Annotated in this window: 22 protein-coding genes; 13 read left to right on the forward strand and 9 right to left on the reverse strand. The window is 61.1% G+C overall.

From position 1 onward, the window contains the following. The first annotated feature begins 136 nt into the window (after window positions 1-136). A complete protein-coding gene (locus tag GNF76_RS21445; RefSeq protein WP_155585087.1) occupies window positions 137-1,021 on the forward strand; it encodes a sugar nucleotide-binding protein in 885 nt (294 codons plus the stop codon). A 168-nt stretch (window positions 1,022-1,189) separates the two neighbouring features. On the opposite strand, the gene GNF76_RS21450 is transcribed toward GNF76_RS21445, so the two are convergent. From GNF76_RS21450 to GNF76_RS21470, 5 genes are all read right to left on the reverse strand, one after another. After that, window positions 1,190-1,888 (reverse strand): OmpW/AlkL family protein, encoded by a 699-nt coding sequence (locus tag GNF76_RS21450; RefSeq protein WP_155585088.1) that lies wholly within the window; start codon window positions 1,886-1,888, stop codon window positions 1,190-1,192. Window positions 1,889-1,984: 96 nt separating this feature from the next. Beyond that, complete coding sequence (locus tag GNF76_RS21455) at window positions 1,985-2,506, reverse strand: DUF3299 domain-containing protein (RefSeq protein WP_155585089.1); 522 nt, start codon at window positions 2,504-2,506, stop codon at window positions 1,985-1,987. 11 nt (window positions 2,507-2,517) lie between these two features. Then, a complete protein-coding gene (locus GNF76_RS21460; RefSeq protein ID WP_155585090.1) occupies window positions 2,518-3,783 on the reverse strand; it encodes an ABC transporter permease in 1,266 nt (421 codons plus the stop codon). Between the two features lies 1 nt (window position 3,784). Further along, window positions 3,785-4,495: an ABC transporter ATP-binding protein gene (locus tag GNF76_RS21465; RefSeq protein ID WP_155585091.1), complete on the reverse strand. Its 711-nt coding sequence runs from the start codon at window positions 4,493-4,495 to the stop codon at window positions 3,785-3,787. A 147-nt stretch (window positions 4,496-4,642) separates the two neighbouring features. After that, entirely contained in the window at window positions 4,643-5,254 is a 612-nt protein-coding gene (locus GNF76_RS21470; RefSeq protein ID WP_155585092.1) for a DUF2796 domain-containing protein, read from the reverse strand. 135 nt (window positions 5,255-5,389) lie between these two features. On the opposite strand from GNF76_RS21470, the gene GNF76_RS21475 reads away from it, so the two are divergent. Next, the gene (locus tag GNF76_RS21475) at window positions 5,390-5,737 is read left to right on the forward strand and encodes a hypothetical protein (RefSeq protein WP_155585093.1); all 348 of its coding nucleotides are present in this window, start codon (window positions 5,390-5,392) and stop codon (window positions 5,735-5,737) included. Between the two features lie 3 nt (window positions 5,738-5,740). Here GNF76_RS21475 and trxA read toward each other — a convergent pair whose 3' ends face one another. From trxA to GNF76_RS21490, 3 genes are all read right to left on the reverse strand, one after another. Next, window positions 5,741-6,613, reverse strand: a complete 873-nt coding sequence (gene trxA, locus GNF76_RS21480) for a thioredoxin (RefSeq protein WP_155585094.1) — start codon at window positions 6,611-6,613, stop codon at window positions 5,741-5,743. Window positions 6,614-6,765: 152 nt separating this feature from the next. Further along, window positions 6,766-7,422 (reverse strand): class I SAM-dependent methyltransferase, encoded by a 657-nt coding sequence (locus GNF76_RS21485; protein WP_155585095.1) that lies wholly within the window; start codon window positions 7,420-7,422, stop codon window positions 6,766-6,768. Then, window positions 7,419-7,874, reverse strand: coding sequence for a YbaY family lipoprotein (locus GNF76_RS21490; RefSeq protein WP_155585096.1), 456 nt, complete (start codon window positions 7,872-7,874; stop codon window positions 7,419-7,421). The genes GNF76_RS21485 and GNF76_RS21490 overlap by 4 nt, the downstream gene beginning before the upstream one ends. Before the next feature lie 140 nt (window positions 7,875-8,014). Here GNF76_RS21490 and nrdR point away from each other — a divergent pair, with 140 nt between their 5' ends. The 11 genes from nrdR to GNF76_RS21545 all read left to right on the forward strand — a co-directional run bounded on the left by nrdR (window position 8,015) and on the right by GNF76_RS21545 (window position 16,276). After that, entirely contained in the window at window positions 8,015-8,485 is a 471-nt protein-coding gene (gene nrdR, locus GNF76_RS21495; protein ID WP_003209990.1) for a transcriptional regulator NrdR, read from the forward strand. Further along, window positions 8,482-9,618, forward strand: coding sequence for a bifunctional diaminohydroxyphosphoribosylaminopyrimidine deaminase/5-amino-6-(5-phosphoribosylamino)uracil reductase RibD (gene ribD, locus GNF76_RS21500; RefSeq protein WP_155585097.1), 1,137 nt, complete (start codon window positions 8,482-8,484; stop codon window positions 9,616-9,618). Before nrdR ends, ribD begins: the two co-directional genes overlap by 4 nt. Before the next feature lie 35 nt (window positions 9,619-9,653). Beyond that, window positions 9,654-10,331, forward strand: a complete 678-nt coding sequence (locus GNF76_RS21505; protein WP_155585098.1) for a riboflavin synthase — start codon at window positions 9,654-9,656, stop codon at window positions 10,329-10,331. Between the two features lie 16 nt (window positions 10,332-10,347). Beyond that, a complete protein-coding gene (gene ribBA, locus GNF76_RS21510; RefSeq protein WP_169356592.1) occupies window positions 10,348-11,439 on the forward strand; it encodes a bifunctional 3,4-dihydroxy-2-butanone-4-phosphate synthase/GTP cyclohydrolase II in 1,092 nt (363 codons plus the stop codon). Between the two features lie 90 nt (window positions 11,440-11,529). Further along, window positions 11,530-12,006: a 6,7-dimethyl-8-ribityllumazine synthase gene (gene ribH, locus GNF76_RS21515; protein WP_155585099.1), complete on the forward strand. Its 477-nt coding sequence runs from the start codon at window positions 11,530-11,532 to the stop codon at window positions 12,004-12,006. Then, window positions 12,003-12,503 carry a transcription antitermination factor NusB gene (nusB, locus tag GNF76_RS21520; RefSeq protein WP_178123474.1) on the forward strand — a complete coding sequence of 167 codons (501 nt, stop codon included), beginning with the start codon at window positions 12,003-12,005 and terminating at the stop codon, window positions 12,501-12,503. The genes ribH and nusB overlap by 4 nt, the downstream gene beginning before the upstream one ends. An 18-nt stretch (window positions 12,504-12,521) precedes the next feature. Next, the gene (gene thiL, locus GNF76_RS21525; RefSeq protein WP_155585100.1) at window positions 12,522-13,487 is read left to right on the forward strand and encodes a thiamine-phosphate kinase; all 966 of its coding nucleotides are present in this window, start codon (window positions 12,522-12,524) and stop codon (window positions 13,485-13,487) included. A gap of 100 nt (window positions 13,488-13,587) precedes the next feature. Continuing rightward, the gene (locus tag GNF76_RS21530) at window positions 13,588-14,316 is read left to right on the forward strand and encodes a substrate-binding periplasmic protein (RefSeq protein WP_155585101.1); all 729 of its coding nucleotides are present in this window, start codon (window positions 13,588-13,590) and stop codon (window positions 14,314-14,316) included. 129 nt (window positions 14,317-14,445) lie between these two features. Next, complete coding sequence (ribA, locus tag GNF76_RS21535) at window positions 14,446-15,063, forward strand: GTP cyclohydrolase II (protein WP_169356587.1); 618 nt, start codon at window positions 14,446-14,448, stop codon at window positions 15,061-15,063. Further along, entirely contained in the window at window positions 15,060-15,479 is a 420-nt protein-coding gene (locus tag GNF76_RS21540) for an MFS transporter (RefSeq protein ID WP_178123476.1), read from the forward strand. Before ribA ends, GNF76_RS21540 begins: the two co-directional genes overlap by 4 nt. Then, window positions 15,479-16,276, forward strand: a complete 798-nt coding sequence (locus GNF76_RS21545; protein WP_155585102.1) for a cobalamin-binding protein — start codon at window positions 15,479-15,481, stop codon at window positions 16,274-16,276. The genes GNF76_RS21540 and GNF76_RS21545 overlap by 1 nt, the downstream gene beginning before the upstream one ends. Window positions 16,277-16,288: 12 nt before the next feature. Here the strand turns inward: GNF76_RS21545 and GNF76_RS21550 are convergent, their stop codons facing one another. Further along, the gene (locus tag GNF76_RS21550; protein WP_155585103.1) at window positions 16,289-18,211 is read right to left on the reverse strand and encodes a TonB-dependent receptor plug domain-containing protein; all 1,923 of its coding nucleotides are present in this window, start codon (window positions 18,209-18,211) and stop codon (window positions 16,289-16,291) included.

Consider the following 18,211-nt stretch of genomic DNA (forward strand, 5'->3'; position numbering starts at 1 on the left):
TGCAACCCCGCACTTTCTAAGTGACGGTTGCGCTACAAACCCGCAAAATGCAACGATTCTGGCAAATGCCAACGGCACGGCTCACACGCCTGTCGATAATAACCATCGTTCCAAACAGACCGGGCCTGCTCAATCTATGCGAATGCGCCTTATGTTACTGGGCGGCGGGAATGCCCTCGGGCAGGCGCTGATTCGCCTCGGTGCGGAGGAAGACATCGGATTCCTCGCACCTAAACCGCCCCAAGACGGCTGGGATGCCGCAAGCCTCACCCAATTGCTCGACGACACCCGTCCCGATGCCTTGATCAACCTCGCCTATTACTTCGACTGGTTTCAGGCGGAGACGGTCAGCGAAGCGCGGCTGGCTGGGCAGGAGTTCGCGATCGAGCGTCTGGCCGAACTCTGCCAACACCACAACATCACCCTGGTGCAACCGTCCAGCTACCGGGTGTTCGATGGCTCCCGCGCCACCGCCTACAGCGAAAAAGACGAACCCGTGCCCTTGGGCCTGCGCGGTCAGGCGTTGTGGCGCATCGAGCAGAGCGTGCGCGCCACCTGCCCGCAGCATGTGCTGCTGCGCTTTGGCTGGCTGCTGGATGACAGCGTCGACGGCACTCTCGGGCGCTTCCTGGCCCGTGCCGAGAAACCCGACGAATTACTGATGGCCGACGACCGCCGTGGCAATCCGACGCCGGTGGACGATGCCGCTCGGGTCATCATATCCGTGCTCAAGCAACTCGATTGCGCCGCGCCGTTGTGGGGGACCTACCACTACGCCGGCCACGAGGCGACCACGCCACTAGCCCTGGGCCAGGCGATTCTGACTGAAGCACGCAACTTCCATGTGCTGGCGATTGAATCACCGACCGCCCAGGCGCACGCCGCGCGGCCCGACGCCGCTGAAGAACCGCAGCATGCGGTACTGGCCTGCAAGAAAATTCTGCACACCTTCGGCATCAAGCCTCGGGCGTGGCGGGCGGGATTGCCTGCGTTGCTGGATCGGTTCTACCGACACGGTTGAATACAACCCAAAACGAAATGTGGGAGCTGGCCTGTGTGGGAGCTGGCTTGCCTGCGATAGCATCTCCTCGGTGTAACAGGTACACCGAGGTGTTTGCATCGCAGGCAAGCCAGCTCCCACACAAGCCTCGCTCCCACATTTCGTTAGGCGGTGTTACTTAAGTCGTGCTTAGAACTTGTAGCCAATACCAACCATGTAAACCATCGGATCAACATCCACATTGACCTTGGCCCGAGTACCGGCGGCCAGGGCGTTGTTGTCGACGGTGGCTTTGGTGCTGATGTCGATGTAGCGAATCTGACCGTTGATCATCCACTTGTCGGTGATCATGTAGTCGGCACCGATCTGTGCGGCCCAGCCCCAGGAGTTCTCGGCCTTGAAGTTGCTGAAGCCGGCTTGCTCGGCGCGGCTGCCGACGTGTTCGTCGTAGATCCAGGTGTAGTTGATACCCGCGCCCACATACGGTTGGAACGCCGACTTGCTGTCCAGCGGGTAGTACACGACGCTCAGGGTCGGCGGCAGGTGTTTGAGTGTACCGAGCTTACCGTTGGCGGCGCCCAGCGCGGTGTTCTTGAGTTTCACGTCATGCTCGAACGGTGTGGCCGCCAGCAGTTCGATACCCCAGTGGCTGGTGAACATGTAGGCAAAGTTGAGGCCCAGTTGAGTGTCGCTGCTCATGGTCGCCTTGCCGCCCAGGTTGGTGCCCGCCAATGGGCCCTGATCAACCTTTACGCTGCCGCTGTCGGCCTTCGGGTTGACGGTGATTGCACCGGCACGGATCAGGATGTCCCCGGCTTCGTGGGCGTGGGCAACAGGGGCGACGAGGGCAAGTGCGACGAGAGACGCACTGAGCAGGGACTTGTTCATGGGAGCTCCAAAGGACGTATTAAAAGGGATACGTCCAATGGTAAAGATCGTTCCGTTCGAGCCTTTGACTCAGCTCAATGAAACGGCGATCACGCGCTATTCCTGCAGTTCGTACACGTAAATCTTCTCGGCATCCATCTGATACCCGGCGTCCGCCAGCTCGCTCGTGGACGGTTTTACCTGCATCTGGCCTTCAATCCAATACGGTTGATAGAGCTCGTCGAGCTTCACGCCCACTTCGCTTTTGACATGCACGATCTGGTTCGACGGCGGTGGCGGCACGTGGATACAGGCGCCGAAATACGGCACCAGCAGAAACTCCGTGGTGCGGCCTTCTTCGCTGACTTCCAGGGGAACGATATAGCCCGGCAGGCGGATGTGCTTGCCGTTCAAGCTCTGCACCACCGGCGCGTTGGGCAGGTCCTGCTTGGCTGCCGGTGCGGCCTCCACGGACAGCGCGTCGGCCATGCCCGACAAGTTATGCAGCGGTTTCATATTGGGGATTTCCGGCGGCGCATCCGGCGGAATCATCTCCTGCCACGACAGGTCCCTGGGCTGCTCGGCAGCCCAGGCGGGCAGGGCCACCAGCAGTAACAGCGCAAGCAGGGCACGACGCATCGAAGCCTTCCTCATAAACGTATGGACAGGCCGTCGGCCAGTGATTGTCGGTAGGCGCGCCAGGCCGGCACGCTGCCCATCAACAGGGCGGCAACGAGGATACCGGCCAACAGCGTCCATTCATATTCGCTCGGCCAGGACAGCGGTAAATCCAGGCCGTAGTTGGCCTGTAGATAACCGCGCGATGCCGCGATGCAGACGTACAACAATCCGACGCCCGCAACCACACCAGAGAATGCCAGAGCGAAGGCTTCAAAAATCAGCAGGGTCGCAATATGCCAGGGGCGTGCACCCACTGAACGCAGGATTGCCATTTCCCGACGACGTTCGTTGAGGCTGGTGAGAATCGCCGTGAGCATGCCAATCAAACCGGTCAGCACCACAAACAATGAGATCACGAACAGCGCTTTTTCGGCGGTGCCCATCATGCTCCACAGCTCCTGCAGCGCCACGCCCGGCAGAATCGCCAGCATCGGCTCACCACGGAATTCATTGATCTCCCGTTGCAGGGCAAAGGTCGAGATCTTGTTGTTCAGGCCCAGCATGAACGCGGTGATGGCTTGCGGCGTGAGGTCCATGTTGCGCGCCTGATCAGCACTGATCCGTCCCTTGCCTTGCGCCGGCACGCCGTTGTGCCAGTCGATGTGAATCGCTTCCATGCCGCCAAGGCTGATATGCAGTGTGCGGTCCACCGGTGTGCCGGTGCGCTTGAGGATGCCAACCACGGTGAACGGTTTGTCATCGTGTTTGACCAGGCTGACCACCGCCACGCCATGGGCCAATACCAGCTTGTCGCCGAGTTTGTAGTGCAGTGCATCGGCCACTTCGGCGCCGAGCACCACCTCGAAAGGGTCGGTGGCGAAGGCGCGGCCGCTGGCCAGTTCCAGGTTCTGTTTGCGGCCGTATTGGTAATGCTCGAAGTAGGACTCATTGGTGCCCATCACCCGGTAGCCGCGGTGGGAGTCGCCGAGGGAAATCGGGATCGCCCATTTCACCTGCGGGCTGGCGGCGAAGTGCTCGTAGCTGTCCCAACGAATATTGTTGGTGGCGTTGCCGATGCGGAACACTGAATACAGCAGCAGATTGACCGAACCGGAGCGCGCGCCCACGATCAGGTCGGTGCCACTGATGGTGCTGGCGAAGCTGGCGCGGGCTTCGGTACGCACCCGTTCCACTGCCAGCAGCAGGCACACCGAAAGGGCGATGGCGAAGGCGGTGAGGATCGCAGTGAAGCGGCGGTTAGCCAGGCTGGCCATGGCTAGACGAAACAAATACATCTCAAACCTCTACGGGCGTGGCGGCACGATTGAGTTCGGCCAGCGACAGGTTGCGGTCGAACAGCGGCGCCAGGCTTTGGTCATGACTGACAAACAACAGGCTCGCGCCGGCTTCGCGGCATTCGGCGAACAACAGCTGAATGAAGGCTTCCCGAGCATCGTAGTCCAACGCTGAAGTGGGCTCGTCGGCGATCACCAGTTCCGGCTGGCCGATCAGTGCCCGCGCGGCGGCTACACGTTGTTGCTGGCCAATGGAGAGGGAATCGGCTCGGCGTTCCAACAGGTTCTGGTCCTTCAGGCCCAGGTGGGCGAGCAAGGTTGCGGCGGCCTGATCGACGCTGCCGTGACGCTGGATTGCCCGTTGGGCTCGCAGCTTGGAGAAGTGGCAGGGCAGTTCGACATTCTCGCGCACCGAGAGAAACGGCAGCAGGTTGAACTGCTGGAAGATGTAGCCGGTGTGGTCGACGCGAAAACGGTCACGGGCGCCGGCCGAAAGCTCGGTCAGCTCCTGGCCCAGCAGGCGAATACTGCCGCGACTGGGCTTCTGCACGCCACCCAGCAGGCCCAGCAAGGTGGTCTTGCCACTGCCACTGGGGCCTTTGAGAAACAGGGTTTCGCCTGGCTCCAGGCGAAACGCCGGGATGTCCAGCAGTTGAGGGTGACCGGGCCAGTTGAAGCCCAGGTCGGACAGTTCGATAAGTGCTTGGGTCATGTCAGGCCAATTCACAAAAAAGTGGTGCGTTGTAGCCGCTGCCGCCAGGCTGCGATCGACCGGGAACCGGTCGCAGGGTATTGAAAACCGTGAAGGCCCTTCGGGCCTTATCGCAGCCTTCGGCAGCGGCTACAGATTGCGCAAGCCTCAGAACTTGAGGGTGGCGGCTGCGGCTGTCGCTTCCACACCCTGCTGGCCGCTCGGGCCAATGAGTTGTACCTGAATTTTCTGAGTGGCGGGGAATGTCTTGAACACTTGAGTCAGGTCGAGGTTGCTCAGCGCGGTCGGGGTGGCGCAGGTGAATTGGTAGTGGGCGTGGATTTCGCTGTGGTCATGATGATGCTCGTGGGCGGCGGCGCCTTTGCCATCGGTGGCGTGGTCGGCATCGTCGTCGTCATGATCGGCTTCAGGCTTGTCGCCGAACAACGGGCTGTTCAGTTCCTGGGTGCTAACCACACAGCCGGCGGCTTTTGGCAGGTTGAACAGTACCAGTGGCTTTTCCAGCTGTTTGCGGGCGGCGGCGACTTTGGCTTTGTCGGCAGCGGTGGTGGCGAGGTGTTCGAAACCCACCAGGTTCATCGCCGGGCTGTCCAGTTCCAGCTCCAGGGCCTGGCCGTCGAGCACCGCGTTGAGGCGACCGACGCCGTGTTCGTGGGCGCCGAGGCTGCCATGTTCGTGATCATGGTCATGCTCGTCAGCGGCCTGGGCGATGGCCAGTGGTAGCAGGGCGAACGGCAAAGCGAGCAACAAACGGCGCATGGTGGAGCTCCTGGGCGAAGGTGAATGTTTTGTTATGTGATCTTATAACAATATAGCGGCGAGTTTGACCGCCCGCTTGGCGTAGCGCAAGACGCGTGGGAGCATGCTCGTCAGAAAAGTACGGGAGTAAGCGCGATGTTACGAATCCGTGGAACCATCGGCGACTTGCCGGTGGACTTGACCCTGGAGCTGGATGACGGTGATTGGGCCCGATTGGGCGCGCAGTTGCAGACCAGCAAAGCATCGAGTGCCGAGCCTGTGGTTGCGCCGGCTCCGGGTAATCTGGACGAGAGCCTGTGGCAGGCCGCTCAGGACCTGTTGCGCAAGGCCGGGCAACTCAATGGGTTGGAATTGCTTGATCAGTTGGAAGGGTTGGCCGGCAGTGCCTCGGCGGGCAAGCGCCTGCTGGTGCGCCTGCGCCATAGCGCCAAGGTCAAGGTGGCCAGCGGCGGGGACACGCCGCTGTACAGTTGGATCGAATAACGATCAGTACAACGCGGCGAACAGCTTGCGGCGATACACGGTGACCAGCGGGTGGTCATTGCCCAGCAGATCGAACACCTGCAGCAGCGTCTTGTGGGGCAAGCCTTCGCTGTAGCTGCGGTTGCGGATGAACAGTTTGAGCAGGCCATCCAGCGCAGCGTCGTATTGCTGGCGCGCCAGTTGTTGCACGGCCAGTTGATACACCGCCTCGTCATCCTGCGGGTTTTGCGCCAGACGGCTTTTCAGCTCGGCGGCGTCCGGCAGGTCAGCGGCCTGGCGCAAGAAGGTGATTTGCGCCTTGGCGCCGGCCAGCGCGGCCTTGTGATCGTCGCTTTTGACGGCGTCGAGCACGGTTTGCGCTTCGTCCAACTCGCCGCGTTCGGCCAGGCAGCGTGCATAGAGAATCAGTGCGGCGGCGTTGGTGTTGTCTTCGCCCAGCAAGGCTACCAGCACAGCCTCGGCATCGCTGATGCGACCGTCGGCAAACAACGCCTGGGCTTGCTCCAGCGGGTCAGCAGCGGGTGGCGGCGGCATTTGTACATGCGGCTCCAGCATCGCCCGCACGGCGGATTCCGGTTGCGCACCGGCAAAGCCGTCCACCGGCTGGCCGTCCTTGAACAGCACCACCGTCGGCAGGCTGCGAATGCCAAAGCGTGCCACCACGTCCGGCTCGGCATCGCAATCGACCTTGGCCAGCAGCAACTCGCCCTGATAACTCTCGGCAATCTGCGCCAGCATCGGCATCAACGCCTTGCACGGCGCGCACCACTCGGCCCAGAAATCCACGAGCACGGGTTTTTCGAAGGAGTTCTGGATCACCGCCTGGTCGAAGGTGGCGGTGGTGGCGTCGAAGATGTACGGCGTGGGCTCACTCATGGGGTATCTCAAACAAAGCGTGGGATGGGGCAACTATAAGGGCTGGCGGGGCTCGCTGAAAGCGGGGCAGTCTTGAGGTCGCTATCGCAGGCAAGCCAGCTCCCACAGTTGAAATGCATTCCCTCGTGGGAGCTGGCTTGCCTGCGATGGCTTCAAGTGCGCTGCGAATGGTACAGGCTGACCTTGCGAAACTCCCAAGGCTCGGCCAGGTCGGGCAAGGTCAGGGCATCCAGGATTTCCAGTCGCTGATAATCCGGGTGCTGGAAATCCCTTACGCGAGAGTCTGCGACTAACGCTTCGCGACCGCGAGTCAGGAACTGATCCAGCAACGGCAAGTTCGCCCGGTCATACAGCACATCGGCCACCAGGATCAGGTCAAACCGGTCAGCCTCGGCGAAGAAGTCATTCGAGTAAGTGAGCGCCACGTCATTGAGTTCCGCATTGGCCCTGCATGCATCCAGCGCCAGCGGATCGAGGTCGCACGCAACGACCTCCAGCGCTCCGGCTTTTATCGCCGCAATCCCGGCAACGCCCGAGCCCGCGCCAAAGTCCAGCACCCGCTTGCCTGCGACCCACTCGGGATTAGCTGCCAAATACCTGGCCAGTGCCAAACCACTGGCCCAGCAAAAGCTCCAGTACGGTGGCTCATGAAGGATGCGCCGGGTTTCTTCCTGGCTGAAGGCCCGGTCCATGTTGTCGGCGTCCAGCAGCCACAACGACAACTCGGTACCCGGCAACGGGCAGGGCACCAGGTGGGCGTCGCCGATCAGTTCACTCAAGGCCCGTTGCAGGTCCAGCGGTGGCGTCATGGGGCTTTGACGAATTGCAGGGGGCCGGTGCTCTGGGTGATTGCCTGGGTGATACGCACGGCGGGCAGGTGCAGGATCAACTGGCCCGACTGGCTGGCGCGACCGCGCAACTCAACCCGCGCACCGGCTGGAAAAACGTCGGGGTTAAAGCGCAGGCGAAAGGCCAAGGGTTTGTTATTGCCGATCAACACACTGCTGGCGAGCAGTTGTTGCGGACGGTTGCGGTCGTCAATGACCATCATTGCCAGTTCGACTTCCGCGCCAGCGGGAATGCCGTTCAGCGTGCCGCTGACTTCACGCTGGTACGCCGGCAACGGGCCCAGCTCTTCCACACCTGGGATTTTTTTCTCTTGTTGGGGCGTTGGTTGTGGGGCGGCCGGTTTCGGGGCATGGCTGCTGCAAGCGACCAGGAAACTGAACAAAGCAAGCATGACAAGCGGTCGTAGCGACATGTACGGCTCCAAAAAGGGCGAAAATCCGTGGCTTAAAAAATATGAAACATAATAGTCAGCCTATATACCGTAAAGGCTATGGCTTGTCTTGCCACGGGGATGCGCTACCATGGCCCTCCCATTTTTTGTTGCCTGCCACCATGCACTGTCCCTTCTGCGGTGCCAACGACACCAAAGTCATTGACTCGCGTCTGGTCGCCGAGGGCGAACAGGTGCGTCGCCGGCGTGAATGCCTGGCCTCTGGCTGCGGTGAGCGTTTCACCACCTTCGAAACCGCCGAACTGGTATTGCCACGTCTGATCAAGACCGACGGCAGTCGCCAGCCCTTCGACGAAGAAAAACTGCGCGCCGGAATGCAGCGCGCCCTGGAAAAACGCCCGGTGAGTGTCGAGCGGCTGGAAGCGGCGCTGGTGCACATCAAGCACAAGCTGCGGGCGACCGGTGAGCGCGAAGTCAAATCCCTGGTGGTTGGAGAACTGGTGATGGGCGAGCTGCAAAAGCTCGACGAAGTCGCCTATATCCGTTTCGCCTCGGTGTATCGACGCTTCCAGGACCTCAATGAGTTCCGCGAAGAGATCGACCGCCTGGCCCGTGAGCCAGTCAAAGAATGAACCCACCTTCGGCAGAACAAGCGGTCCTCGACGCCCATTACATGGCTCGCGCCCTGGAGTTGGCACGCAAGGGCCTGTACACCACTCATCCCAATCCACGGGTGGGCTGCGTGATTGTCCGTGATGGGCAGGTTGTTGGTGAAGGCTGGCACGTGCGCGCCGGCGAGCCCCACGCCGAAGTCCACGCCCTGCGCGCGGCTGGAGACAAGGCCCGTGGCGCTACGGCTTACGTGACCCTTGAACCGTGCAGCCATCATGGCCGCACGCCTCCCTGCGCCGATGCGTTGGTGAACGCCGGTTTGGCGCGGGTCGTCGCAGCGATGCAGGACCCGAACCCGGAAGTCGCCGGCCGCGGCATGCAGCGTCTGGCCCAGGCCGGAATCGAGATCCACAGCGGCTTGCTGGAGAACGAAGCGCGGGCGCTGAACCTCGGCTTTCTCAAGCGTATGGAACATGGGCTACCGTTTGTGCGGGTCAAGTTGGCCATGAGCCTGGACGGTCGCACCGCGATGGCCAACGGCGAGAGCCAATGGATCACCGGCCCGGCGGCGCGGGCCGCCGTGCAACGCCTGCGGGCCCAGGCCAGTGTGGTGCTGACCGGCGCCGATACGGTGCTGGCCGACGGTGCTCGTCTGACCGTACGCGCCGCCGAACTGGGCCTGGATGAAGAAACCACCGCGCTGGCCATGTCCCGACCGCCGTTGCGCGTATTGATCGACGGCCGCCTGCGAGTGCCGTTGAACGCACCGTTCTTCAAGGCCGGCCCTGCGCTGGTGATCACCTGCGTGACCCCGGACAACCAATACCCCACCGGCCCTGAGTGCCTGGTGGTGCCGGGTGTCGACGGTCAGGTGGACCTGCGTTCCGCTTTAGTGGCCCTGGCGGCCCGTGGCGTCAACGACGTGCTGGTAGAGGCTGGCCCAAGTCTGGCGGGTGCCTTCGCTCAGCAGGGCCTGGTGGACGAGTACGTCATTTTCGTCGCCGGCAAGTTTCTCGGCTCCGCCGCCCGGCCTTTGCTGGACTGGCCGCTTGAGAAATTGGCGGACGCCCCCCAACTCAAGATCACTGAAATGCGCGCTGTAGGCGACGACTGGCGAGTCACTGCCATCCCTCTGCCATCAGCGGGCGTATAATTCCCGGCCTGCGCCGAGCTCCCCAGGAGGACTCCATGTTCACCGGCATTATCGAATCCATTGGCAGCATCCGTGCAATGACCCCAAAAGGCGGCGATGTGCGGTTGTTGGTTGAAACCGGCAAGCTCGACCTGAGCGACGTCAAACTGGGCGACAGCATCGCCGTCAGCGGCGTGTGCCTGACTGTTATCGAGTTGCCTGGCAACGGCTTTGCCGCCGATGTCAGCCGGGAAACCCTGGACTGCACCGCGATGGACGACCTCAAGAGCGGCAGCCCGGTCAACCTGGAAAAAGCCCTGACCCCGACCACCCGCCTCGGTGGGCATTTGGTCAGCGGTCACGTCGACGGTGTTGGCGAAGTCGTCGCCCGCAGCGAAAATGCGCGTGCGGTGGAGTTCCGTATCCGCGCGCCCAAAGAGCTGGCCAAGTACATCGCCCATAAAGGCTCGATCACGGTTGATGGCACCAGCCTCACTGTGAACGCGGTCAATGGCGCCGAATTTGAACTGACCATCATTCCCCACACCCTGAGCGAAACCATCATGGCGTCGTACCAGCCAGGTCGCCGGGTGAACCTGGAGGTGGACTTGCTGGCCCGTTACCTGGAGCGCCTGCTGTTGGGCGACAAGGCCGCAGAACCTGTCTCTCTACAAGGGCCGTCCGGGAACATTACCGAAAGTTTTCTAGCCGCCAACGGCTACCTCAAATCCTGACCCAAGGGGGTGCCGCGTGGCGCTCAACAGCATCGAAGAACTGGTAGAAGACATCCGCCAAGGCAAGATGGTCATCCTCATGGATGACGAAGACCGCGAGAATGAAGGCGACCTGATCATGGCCGCCGAGTGCTGCCAGCCTGAGCACATCAACTTCATGGCCAAGCACGCCCGTGGTCTGATCTGCATGCCGATGAGCCGCGAGCGTTGCGAGTTGCTCAAGTTGCCGTTGATGGCGCCGCGCAACGGTTCGGGTTTTGGTACCAAGTTCACCGTGTCCATCGAAGCCACCACCGGCGTCACCACCGGCATCTCCGCCGCTGACCGTGCCCGCACTGTGCAAGCGGCCGCTGCGAAAGATGCCAAGGCTGAAGACATCGTCAGCCCTGGCCACATCTTCCCGCTGATGGCCCAGCCGGGTGGCACCCTGGCCCGTGCCGGCCACACCGAAGCCGCCTGCGACCTGGCGCGCATGGCCGGTTTCGAGCCCAGCGGTGTGATCTGCGAAGTCATGAACGACGACGGCACCATGTCCCGTCGTGCCGAACTGGAAGAGTTTGCGGCCCTGCACAACATCAAGATCGGCACCATTGCCGACCTGATTCACTACCGGATGATCCACGAACGTACCGTTCAGCGGATTGCCGAGCAGCCGCTGGACAGCGAACTGGGCCAGTTCAATCTGGTGACCTATCGTGATTCGGTAGAAGGCGACGTGCACATGGCCCTGACCCTGGGCAACATCTGCGCCGAAGAACCGACCCTGGTACGCGTGCACAACATGGACCCGTTGCGGGACCTGTTGATGGTCAAGCAACCCGGCCGCTGGAGCCTGCGGGCCGCGATGGCTGCGGTGTCCGAGGCCGGCAGTGGCGTGGTGCTGTTGCTCGGTCACCCGCTGGATGGCGATGTGTTGCTGGCGCATATCCGTGAAACCGGCGAACACGTGCCGGTGAAAAAACCGACCACCTACAGCATCGTCGGTGCCGGTTCGCAGATCCTTCGGGACCTGGGCGTGCGTAAAATGCGCTTGATGAGTGCGCCAATGAAATTTAATGCCATATCCGGTTTCGACCTGGAAGTAGTAGAATACGTGCCCTCCGAATAAAGGCCGGCGTTGTTTACCCCTTGTTCGCGGTTCAAATATCACTGAGGGGCGCGCACTGAGCGCGCCCCGGCTCTTTAAGAGATTTGTCGAATGACCCTGAAGACCATCGAAGGTACCTTCATCGCCCCCAAAGGCCGCTATGCCCTGGTGGTTGGCCGCTTCAACAGCTTCGTGGTTGAAAGCCTGGTAAGCGGTGCCGTGGACGCCCTGGTTCGCCACGGTGTGAGCGAAAGCGATATCACCCTTATCCGTGCCCCTGGCGCCTTCGAAATTCCACTGGTTGCGCAGAAAGTTGCACAACAAGGCGAATACGCGGCGATCATCGCCCTGGGCGCGGTCATTCGTGGCGGCACTCCGCACTTCGAATACGTGGCTGGTGAATGCACCAAGGGCCTGGCCCAGGTGTCCATGGAATTCGGCGTGCCGGTAGCCTTTGGCGTACTGACCGTTGATTCCATCGAGCAAGCCATCGAGCGTTCCGGCACCAAGGCCGGTAACAAAGGTGCTGAAGCTGCCCTGTCCGCCCTGCAAATGGTCAGCCTGCTGGCGCAGTTGGAGGCCAAGTGATTAGCGACGACAGCGATCAGTTCAACCCACGCGACCCGCGCCCAGCGGACGCCGGTAAACCATCGAAGAGCGAAAAGCGTCGTGCGGCGCGTCAGCTCGCGACCCAGGCGCTGTACCAGCGTCACATGGCAAAAACCTCGCTGAACGAAATCGAGGCGCAGTTTCGCGTCGACAACGATTTCAGCATGGCGGATGCCAGCTACTTCCACGACATCCTGCACGGCGTCCCGGCCAACCTGCCCGAGATCGACGCTGCATTGGCGCCATGTCTGGACCTGACCATCGAAGAGCTGGACCCGGTTGAGCTGGCCGTACTGCGCCTGTCCACCTGGGAACTGCTCAAGCGCGTCGACGTTCCATACCGCGTAGTGATCAACGAAGGGATCGAACTGGCGAAAGTCTACGGCTCCACCGACGGTCACAAGTTCGTCAACGGCGTGCTCGACAAGCTGGCCCCGCGCCTGCGTGAAGCCGAAGTGAAGGCCTTCAAGCGCTGATCAGCGCTTGTATCAGCCATGGGCGAGTTTGAGCTGATCCGCAAATACTTCGCCGCCGCGCCTTGTGCGCAAGGCGGCGAGGGTATTGCACTGGGGATCGGCGATGATTGTGCCTTGCTGGCGGTTCCTCCCGGGGAGCAGCTGGCGATTTCTACCGATACCCTGGTGGCTGGCGTGCATTTCGCCGACCCCTGTGATCCGTTCCTGCTCGGCCAGCGCTCGCTGGCGGTGGCAGTCAGCGATCTGGCGGCCATGGGCGCCCATCCGCTTGCCTTTACCCTTGCCCTGACCACCCCGACGGTTGATGCCGATTGGCTGCAACGCTATGCCCAGGGTTTGAACACCATGGCGCTGAGTTGCGGTGTGGGTTTGGTGGGCGGAGACACCACCCGTGGGCCGCTGAGCCTGACCTTGACCGTGTTTGGCCGGGTGCCTGCCGGGCTAGCGTTGACCCGCAGCGGCGCGCGGCCGGGTGACCTGCTGTGTGTGGGCGGTGAGCTGGGTAACGCCGCCGGCGCTTTGCCGCTGGTACTGGGGCAACGCAGCGCTGAGGCATCCATTGCTGAACCGCTGTTGGCGCATTACTGGTCGCCGCAACCGCAGTTAGCCTTGGGCCAGGCCTTGCGTGGGAAGGCTACGTCTGCACTGGATATTTCCGATGGTCTTTTGGCCGATTGCGGGCATATCGCCAAGGCATCCTCTGTCAGCTTGCTCATCGAACGGCAGAAGCTGCCGTTGTCCGCGCCGCTGCTGGCGTTTCTCGGCGACGAGGGTGCCCGTGACGCAGCCTTGAGCGGTGGCGACGACTACGTGCTGGCCTTTACCTTGCCACCTGCCGAGCTGGCACCGTTGCTGGCCGACGGTTGGCCGATCCATGTGATCGGCTGTGTGGCACCGGGGCAGGGCGTAGTGCTGCTGGACGCCGCCGGGCAAGACGTCACCCCCGTCATTCATGGTTATCAGCATTTTCGCGAGACGCTGTAACAGATCACTCTGGCCTACGCCCTGAGTACCTGAGGGTTGCGTTAGATGGGGCGATTGGCTGATGCTCGGCATGTGCGGTGTTTGACGTGAGGTAATCGATATGGATATTCGCCGCTGGCTGTTGATCCTGCTGTGTGTAGGGGTGTCTTCGGTGCAGGCGGAGGATATTCCTGTGGTGCCAAGCGAGATTCGCCTGGCCAGCGAAACCTGGAACGACTACACCAACGCCGACGGCAGTGGCCTGGCCTGGGATGTTTTGCGGCACATCTTCGAGCCGCTGGGGGTCAAGGTTCAGGCGCGTACCGAACCGTATACTCGTTCGGTCGGTCTGGCGCAGCGGGGCGAGGTGGATGCGTGGGTCGGCTCCTACCGTGATGAGGCTACGGGTGTGTTGTACCCGCACTGGAGCTTCGATTCCGATCATATCTATGCGTTGGGGCTGGCAACCACGCCGGCACCCACCCTGGCCACCTTGGGCACCTACCGCCTGGCTTGGGTGCGCGGCTACAAGTACGACGAGTACTTGCCCAATATCCACACTTTCAAGCAGATCGAACGTCGCAACGGCATTCTGGCGATGCTGGAGTACCGGCGCGCCGACTTCTATATCGACGCGCTGACCGAAGTGCGTTTCCTTCTTGCTCAGGCGGCTGACCCTTCATTGTTCAAACTCACCCACATCGCCGAACTGCCGTTGTTTCTCGGGTTTGCCGACAATCCACGGGGCCAGGCTTTACGCACGTTGTTTGACTTGCGCATGGAGGTTCTGGTGAAAAATGGCGAGTTGAAGCCGATTTTCGAGCACTGGCACCAGCCGTATCCATTCTGACGCCCATAGATCCAGGACAAAGGCCAATCAAACGTATTGATCTTTATCAGCGATAATTCAGCTTAAGCGCCCGTAGGAACCTGCTGTTACAATGGCGTCCTCTGTGTAATTTGAAATCAGGAGCACACGGTGCCCGTCGTTTTCGTCGCCGCTTCCAAGCTGCCTACCCCCTTTGCCCAGTTCACCATGCATGGTTTTCTTGAAGAAGCCACCGGGCGCGAACATGTCGTCCTCAGCCTGGGTGATGTGGCCGACGGCGCCCCAGTGCTCGGCCGTTTGCACTCCGAATGCCTGACCGGCGATGCCTTGTTCAGCCAACGTTGCGACTGCGGTTCGCAGCTGGAAGCCGCCATGCAGGCCATCGCCCGCGAAGGCCGTGGCGTATTGCTGTACTTGCGCCAGGAAGGCCGTGGCATTGGCCTGTTGAACAAGATTCGCGCCTACGAATTGCAAGACGGTGGTGCCGACACGGTGGAAGCCAACGAGCGCCTGGGCTTTGCCGCCGATCAGCGTGACTACGCCATCTGCCTGCCGATGCTTGAGCACTTGGGCGTCAAGTCCCTGCGGCTGATGACCAACAACCCGCGCAAGGTCAAAGCCTTGACCGACATGGGCATCACCGTCGCCGAGCGTGTGCCGCTGCACACCGGCCACAACCCGCACAACAAACTCTACCTGGCTACCAAGGCCAGCAAGCTCGACCACATGATGGGCAACGAACACCAGGGCGAGGCCGACCGGGCGTGACCCGTGGCCAGGTCCGGCGGCGACTGTCCGTCAACTGGTGGCAGTACCTGGCCCTGGCACTGCTGCCGTTGTTCGTGATCAACCTGGTGTTTGGCAAGACCGAGCCGCTATTGCCGGTGCTGGCCATGCCGTTTTTTATCGCCGGTGTGGCGTCGATGTTTGTCAGCCTGCGGTATTTCAATGGTTACAAACACGCGCTGATCAGTACGCAAAAAAACCTCGATACCCCAGAAGAACCAGCGGCCTGGATCACCCTGGCGGCTCGTCGACGCATGGCACTGTTGATTGCCGCGTTGCCGGCCTGGATCGGCGCATTGGCCGTCTTCGTCGGCCTGGAAGCGGTGCCGCTGTTTCTGTTGGCGCTGTCGACCCTGGTGCTGTTCTACCTCTACCGCATCCCGCGTCAGCTGGGTTGATGCGCGCCTGGCTGGCGGTTTTGCTGCTGGCTATCAGCGTGTCGGCCAGCGCCGTGCAGCGTGTGGCCAGCCTCGCGCCGTCCCTGTCTGAAATCGTCGTTGAGTTGGGCGCTGCTGATTTGCTGGTGGGTGTACTCGATGGCGGTGATCGGCCTGCGCAACTGGCGCACGTGGCCTCTGTCGGACGTTACGGCCAGTTGGACATGGAACAACTCCTCAGCCTCAAGCCAGACCTGATACTGCTGTGGCCCGGCAGCGTCGGGCCGGCGCAGCGTGAGCAGCTCCAGCGTCTGAACATCCCGGTCTACGTGGCTGAGCCCCATAGCCTCGAACAACTGACCACACAGGTCGAAGCCATTGCCCGGCAATTGGGGCGCGCCGAGGCAGGCAAACAATTGGCTGCGCAATTGCGCCAGCGCCTAAATGGGCTACGTCAGCGCTACTACCGAGCAGAACCGTTGCGGGTGTTTTATCAGGTGTGGAATCAGCCGCTGTACACCGTGGGCGGTGGGCAGATCATCAGTGACGCGTTGAGTGTGTGTGGGGCGCGGAATGTGTTCGATGACCTCAAACTACCGGCGCCACAGGTCAGTATCGAGTCGGTGTTGCAGCGCAATCCCGAGGTGATTCTGGCAGGTGACCAAGCGCAGTTGGATGCGTGGAAGGCTTGGCCGCAGGTGGCGGCGGTGGCGCAGGGGCATTTGTTGCGGGTACCGGACAAGGGCCTGGAGCGGCCCAGTGGGCAGATGTTGGAGGCGGTGGCCAGGTTGTGTGCGGTCATCACACCTGACCGCTGAGCTAATTGGGTTTTAGAACTCAGGGGTCCACGTCACCCCAAACATCCACACTCGACCCTCTTCCCGATAGTTGTAGTTGTTCTCGAAGTTGGGTTCATCGTAGCTGTAACGCGCCCGAGCATAAGTCTTGTCCAGCAGGTTATCGATCTTCACTGACAGCAACACTTCACGGCTTAAGGCCCAACTACTGCGTAATCCCAGCAATCCATAGCCACCCAGGCGGTTCTTGTTCATTTCATCGTCGTAACTGCTGCTGACCGCTTGCCAGCTGGCGCCGACCCCTAACTTATCGAACTGCCGATCCAGATCCAGGCTCAAGGTTCGCCGAGCACGACGAGCCAGAGTGTGGCCGCTTTCTCGGTCGCGGGGATCGATGATCGCCAAGCCCAGGTTGCTTTGCCATCCAAACAGCTCCTGCTTCAGGGTTGCTTCGAAGCCATTGATACGAGCAGAGGCGACGTTGTACGGAATGTAGTAATTCTCTTGGCGAGCAACAATCGCGTCTTTGAGGTCGGTACGATAGAGCGAGGTTTCCAGGCGCGTACTGTCGGTCAGTTGGCTACGCCATTGCAGCTCGTAGCTTTTTGAATGCTCAGGTTTGAGGCTCGGGTTGCTGCTGCCGGGATAGTAGAGGTCACCGAAGGTCGGCGCGCGGAAGCCTTCGCTGTAGGACAACAGCACTTGGTTATCTGGATTGAGTGGCAGGGTGAAGGTGCCACTCCAGGTATTTTGGCTGCCATATTGCTGGTTCTTGTCGTGGCGCAGGCCCAGTTCGGTCGAGAATGCATCCGACTGGAAGCGATGCTGAATAAAGGCCGCGCGATTCCAACGACTGGTTTCATCCAGGCCGCGACGCTGGAAGAAGTAGTCAAAGTCGCTACGAACTCTGTCTTGGTACCAATCGCCGCCCAGGATCAGGCTGTTCTGCTCGTTCAGAATCAGGTCGTTCTGCCAGTTCACCGAATCGCGGTAGGTGTTGAACACGCTGACCTCATCACTGAGTTTGTCGCGCTTCTTGTCGCGGTTCTCGCTATGCCCCAGTTCTAACCGGGTTTGCCAGCGGTCATTGAGCTTGGCATCGATATAGCTACTGACGCTGCTTACCGTGTAATCGGTATAGGGCTGTTGGCCGACGCTTTTCCTCAGGTCGTAGTCCCAGCGCCCGTCCGGATTGTCGTACTCTGACTTGCCCCGACCATCCAACAGGTTGAAACCCACCTCAACGTCGTCGGTCAGGGCGTGGCTGAGGTTCAGGCTCAAGGATTTATTGCGGTAGGCATCGTGATCGTTATCGGCAGAAAACGACTCACGCGTCCAGTTGATCCCTTGTGTCTCATCCAGGCTGGCACCGAGATTGAAGCGGGTGCGCTCATCGCCGCCGGACAGCCCAAGGCTGCGTTCCCAGGTTTTGTTGCTGCCAAATCCCATGTGCAAACGCGGATGCACGCCGGGCTGCGAATTGCGGCGGGTGAAGATCTGAATCACTCCGCCAATGGCATCACTGCCGTAAATCACGGAACGAGAGCCGCGTAGTACTTCCACACGCTCAATCTGATCGACACTTAAATATTGCAGTCCACTATCGCCGGAAGAAGCATTGGCGATGCGCTGGCCATCCACCAGTACCAGGCTCTGAGCGGTCTTGGTGCCACGGATGAATATCCCAGGCAAGCTTCCGCGCCCGCCGGTTTGTGCCACCTGCACGCCGGGCACACGGCTGAGCAGATCGGTCACGCTGGACGGTTGCAAGCGATCGATATCATCACGGGTGAACACCGTGTTAGCCGCGCTGCTGTCATTGCGTGCCTGAACCTGGCGGTTGGCGCTGATCACCACGTCGGGCAGCTTCAGGGCGTCGTCGCGCTCAAAGTTGTCGGCGAGCAGGTCAGTGGCGGGTAGCAGCAGAAGAGGCAGGGCGAAGCGAAGGTGGCTCAT

Source organism: Pseudomonas spelaei (assembly GCF_009724245.1).
Classification (GTDB): Bacteria; Pseudomonadota; Gammaproteobacteria; order Pseudomonadales; family Pseudomonadaceae; genus Aquipseudomonas; species Aquipseudomonas spelaei.